This window comes from Nocardioides sp. (genome assembly GCF_025965415.1).
Classification (GTDB): domain Bacteria; phylum Actinomycetota; class Actinomycetes; order Propionibacteriales; family Nocardioidaceae; genus Nocardioides.
Map to the genome: position 1 here is coordinate 1 of NZ_JAOPWY010000051.1, position 5,005 is coordinate 5,005.

5 protein-coding genes are annotated in these 5,005 nt (G+C 69.0%); all 5 read right to left on the reverse strand.

What is annotated here, in order from left to right; genetic code table 11:
* Positions 1-1,629 (reverse strand): preprotein translocase subunit SecA (gene secA, locus JWN97_RS06005; RefSeq protein ID WP_297619854.1); only part of this gene is annotated, 1,629 nt, incomplete at its 3' end.
* A 15-nt stretch (positions 1,630-1,644) separates the two neighbouring features.
* Positions 1,645-2,862: a crosslink repair DNA glycosylase YcaQ family protein gene (locus JWN97_RS06010; protein ID WP_297619857.1), complete on the reverse strand. Its 1,218-nt coding sequence runs from the start codon at positions 2,860-2,862 to the stop codon at positions 1,645-1,647.
* A 6-nt stretch (positions 2,863-2,868) separates the two neighbouring features.
* Positions 2,869-3,555 (reverse strand): response regulator transcription factor, encoded by a 687-nt coding sequence (locus JWN97_RS06015; protein ID WP_297619860.1) that lies wholly within the window; start codon positions 3,553-3,555, stop codon positions 2,869-2,871.
* 66 nt (positions 3,556-3,621) lie between these two features.
* Entirely contained in the window at positions 3,622-4,233 is a 612-nt protein-coding gene (gene raiA, locus JWN97_RS06020; protein WP_297619863.1) for a ribosome-associated translation inhibitor RaiA, read from the reverse strand.
* 394 nt (positions 4,234-4,627) lie between these two features.
* A partial coding sequence (locus JWN97_RS06025; protein WP_297619866.1) for a phosphoribosyltransferase family protein occupies positions 4,628-5,005 on the reverse strand: 378 nt, incomplete at its 5' end.

Below are 5,005 nucleotides of genomic sequence, written 5' to 3' on the forward strand. Positions count from 1 at the left end.
GTCGTGCTCGTTGCCGACCTGCTCCTTGATCTTGACGAGCATCTCGGGCCACGCGGCGTCGTAGGCGTCGGCGGTCTCGCCGGACGGCTGCAGGCCCTGCTTGCGCAGCTCGGCGTCAGCGAGGAACTCGACCGAGCCGCCGAGCATGATGTCGGTGCCTCGACCGGCCATGTTGGTGGCGACGGTGACCGCGCCCTTGTGGCCGGCCATGGCGACGATCTTGGCCTCGTCGGCGTGCACCTTCGCGTTGAGGACCGTGTGCGCGATGCCGCGCTTCTTGAGCAGGTCGGAGAGGTACTCCGACTTCTCGACCGAGACGGTGCCGACGAGGATCGGCTGACCGAGGGCGTTGCGCTCGGCGATGTCGTCCACCACGGCGTCGTATTTCGCCTCTTCCGTCCGGTAGACGAGGTCGCCCCGGTCGATGCGCTTCATCGGCTTGTTGGTCGGGATCGGGACCACGCCGAGCTTGTAGGTCTTGTCGAACTCCGAGGCCTCGGTCATGGCCGTTCCGGTCATGCCGGAGAGCTTGTCGTAGAGGCGGAAGTAGTTCTGCAGGGTCACGGTGGCGAGGGTCTGGTATTCCTCGCGGACCGTCACCCCCTCCTTGGCCTCGATCGCCTGGTGCAGGCCGTCGTTGTAGCGACGTCCCGCGAGCATCCGGCCGGTGTGCTCGTCGACGATGAGCACCTCGCCGTCCATCAGGACGTATTCCTTGTCGTTGCGGAACAGCTCCTTGGCCTTGATGGAGTTGTTCAGGAACGAGATGAGCGGGGTGTTGACCGAGTCGTAGAGGTTGTCGAGGCCGAGGTGGTCCTCGACCCGGGTGATGCCGGGCTCGAGCACCGAGATGGTGCGCTTCTTCTCGTCGACCTCGTAGTCGACGTCCTTGACGAGGGTCTGGGTGAGCTTGGCGAACTCGGCGTACCACTTGACCTCGTCCTGGGTCGGGCCGCTGATGATGAGGGGGGTGCGCGCCTCGTCGATGAGGATCGAGTCGACCTCGTCGACGATCGCGAAGCTGTGGCCGCGCTGAACGCACTCCGCGACGGAGTCGGCCATGTTGTCGCGCAGGTAGTCGAAGCCGAGCTCGTTGTTGGTGCCGTAGGTGATGTCGCAGGCGTAGGCCTCGCGACGCTCCGCCGGACGCATCGACGGCAGGATCACGCCGGTGGTCAGGCCGAGGAAGTGGTGGACGCGGCCCATCTGCTCGGACTGGAACTTGGCGAGGTAGTCGTTGACCGTCACCACGTGCACGCCCTTGCCGGCGAGCGCGTTGAGGTAGGACGGCAGGACCGCGACCAGGGTCTTGCCCTCACCGGTCTTCATCTCGGCGATGTTGCCCAGGTGCAGTGCGGCGGCGCCCATGACCTGGACGTCGAAGGGACGCATGCCGAGCACGCGCTTGCTCGCCTCACGGACGACCGCGAAGGCCTCCGGCATGAGGTCGTCGAGGGTCTCGCCCGCGCCGAGGCGCTCGCGGAACTCGGCGGTCATGCCGCGGAGCTCGTCGTCGCTCATCTTGACGAAGTCGTCCTCGATGGCGTTCACCGCCTTGACGATGGCGTCGAGCTCTCGAAGGATCTTGCCCTCGCCGATGCGGAGCAGCTTGTCGATGATGGCAGGCACGAGTGGTAACTCTACCTACCGTCCCAACGCGACCCGAACCGCGTCGGACAGGTCGCCGCTGTGGCCGACCACGACGTCGTCCAGGCCGAGCCAGCCGGCGAGCCGTCGCAGCTCGGTCGCCAGCTCGTCGGCCGTCTCCGGCGGGGCGTGGGCCTCGGCGAAGGCGCCGGGCACGAGGAGCGTCCGGGTGGACCGGTCGGCCTTGAGGTCGACGCGGCCCACGAGCCGGTCACCCAGCAGGAACGGCAGCACGTAGTAGCCGTGCAACCTCTTCTCCTGCGGGACGTAGATCTCGATGCGGTAGAAGAACTCGAACAGCGCCTCGGCGCGCGCGCGCTCCCACACGACCGGGTCGAAGGGGCTGAGCAGGGCGCGTGCGCCCACCCGCCGCGGGATGCGGGCGTCGCGGTGGAGGTAGGCCCGGCGCCTCCAGCCCTGCACCGCGACCGGGGTCAGCTCCCCCGACTCCACCAGCTCGTCGATGGCGACCTTCGCGCTCGGCTGGCCCGGCGCCGGTTGCAGGCGGAGACGGTAGTAGTCGGCGAGGCAGGCGCCGCTCGCGACGCCGTGGGACCGGGCGGCACGGCGTACGAGCTCGGTGACCGCGTCCTGCGGCGTGGGCGTGGGCGCGTCGAGGACGGCCGCCGGCAGCACCCGCTCCGGCACGTCGTAGACGACCTCGAACTGGCTGGTGCGCCCGGCGATCGCGACGTCGCCGACCAGGTAGAGGTAGTCGAGCACCTTGCGCGACTCCGACCAGTTCCAGCCCCAGTGCTCCTTGGTGCGCGGCCCGGTGCTGAACTCCTCCTCGAGGTCACGCGCCGTGACGGGCCCCCGGTCGCGCACCGCGTCGAGCACCCGAGGCTCGAGGTCGGCGTCGGCGGTGAAGCCCCACTTGCCGCGTTCGGAGCGGTACGTCGCCATCCGGTGGCGCATCAGCGGCCAGAGGTCCACGGGCATCAGCGCCTGGACGTGCGCCCAGTACTCGACCACGCGGCGCGGGCGGCGTTCGGCGGCGCGCCGCAGCAGGTCGACGTCGTAGGGGCCCATGCGCGAGTAGAGCGGCATGTAGTGGGCGCGCTGGAGGACGTTGACCGAGTCGACCTGCAGGACGCCGGTGCGGTCGAGGGTGCGGTCGAAGGTCCGCATCGACGGCGTCGCGTGCGGGCGGTCGCAGAATCCCTGCGCCGCCAGCGCGATGCGGCGCGCCTGGAGCCTGGAGAGCGACTCCATCGTCGGTCAGGGAAGGTCGAGCAGCTTCTCGCGCATGGCGTACATGACGGCCTCCATGCGGGAGTGGAGCTGGAGCTTCTCCAAGATGTTGCGCACGTGGTTCTTCACGGTGTTCTCGGAGATGAAGAGCTCCTTGGCCACCTCGCGGTTGTTGAGGCCCTTTGCCACCAGCCGCAGCACCTCCAGCTCGCGCTCGGTGAGGCGCAGCGCGGGGCCCTGCTCGCGCTCGGGCTTGGACATCTGCTTGAACTCGTCGATCAGCTTCACCGCCATGGACGGGCTGATGAGCGACTGTCCCTCGTTGACCACGCGGACCGCCTGGGCGACCTCCTCGATCGAGGAGTCCTTCAGCAGGTAGCCCGAGGCGCCGTTCTTGACCGACTCGTAGAGGTCGGCCTCCTCGTCGGAGACCGTCAGCATGATGATCTTGGCCGACGGCACGGCCTCCTTGATGCCCCGGCAGGCCTCCACGCCGGTGCGGCGCGGCATGCGGACGTCGAGCAGGATCACGTCGGGAGCGGTCTTGACCGCCAGCTCGGTGGCGGTGACGCCGTCGGCGGCCTCGCCGACGACCTCGATGTCGCTGTCACCACTGAGCAGCATGATGAGGCCGCGACGGAAGAGCTCCTGGTCGTCGACCACCAGGACGCGGACGGGTTCGGTGCCATTCCCAGTTCCAGTTGCCTCGGTCACGCGCGCATCATGTCATGCGCGCGTGACCGTGGCGTGTCGACAGCGCCCAGGTCGCAGTGGACGGTGTCAGTCGACGTCCAGCGAGATCACGCCGTAGTCGTAGCCGCGCCGGCAGTAGACGACCGACGGGCGCTCGCTCTCCTTGTCGACGAAGAGGAAGAAGTCGTGACCGACCAGCTCCATCTCGTAGAGGGCCTGGTCCAGCGTCATGGGCGTGGCTGGGTGGGACTTCTCCCGCACCACGAGGGGTCCGTCGCCGGTCACCGTGATCGGACCGACCTTGCGCTCGATGACGCCGTCGTCCTCGACCGAGCCATCGGGCTCGGCGGTGCCCGCGAGGGCCTCTCCCACCGACACCGGGGCGTGGCGCCCGCGGTGCACGCGGCGCCGGTCGGCAGCGCGGCGCATCTGCGCCTGCATCTTGTCGAGCGCGAGGTCGAGTGCGCCCATCTTGTCCTCGGCGGCTGCCTCGGCACGGATCACCGGGCCCTTGGAGTAGGCGGTGAGCTCGACCTTGGTCGCGCGGTCGTGCTGACGGGGGTTCTTCTCGAGCTCCACCTCCACCTGGACCCGCATGATGCGGTGATCGTGCTTCTCCAGACGGGTGAGCTTCTCCGAGACGTGTTCGCGGAACCGGTCGGACACCTCGCAGTGCCGTCCTGTGACCACAACCTCCATGTGAACCTCCTCAACTAGCGAGCGGACCGCACCCTTCCATGGTCCCGGGCGGTGTCCGCCGGGGCAGGGTGGGATGGAGTCCGCCCGGCCGACCTGGTCTTCGACCCCACAATCGCCTGCTGAGACGTTCGCAGCTTCTCCGCCACTACTGGCCTTCTCCCGGCCACCGACACATCTGGTGTCGGCGCCGAGGCAGGACTTACTTCTAAGCCGCACCGTGATCGTCCGGCGGTCCTCGTGCTGCTGAGCAGCGCGGTGGCCGTGGACTTACGTGGACCGTTTCGCCTGCGACTGGCATCGGCTAGCCACGGAGAGTTCATCTTCGTGACGCAACCACGGACCCGGACGGACTCCATGCAACGACGCTAGCCCCTCCGGCCTCCCGGGCCAACCGTCAGGCCACCTGACGGTCCCCTGCGCGCTCACGATGGTGCTGCCTCCTCGCCGTGGCGGCCACCGCGGCGATCGCGACCGGGGCGAGACCGACCGACTCGAGGGCCCGCTGTGCCTCGCGTGCCGTCGATCCGGTGGTCACCACGTCGTCGCACACCACGACGTACGCCCTCGGCCAGCGACGGGCGACCCGCGCCAGCGCGGAGGAGGGACAGCGCATCGAGTGGCCCACGTTGGCGGCACGCCCGGTGGCGTCCAGTCCGGCCTGGTCGGCCGCCCCGCGCGACACGAGCAACGGTGCCACCACGAGGGTGCGCCGACCGGGCTCGCGGGGCAGGCGGGTCGCCGCGGTGCGCACCAGCGCCGCCGTGGCCTCGTA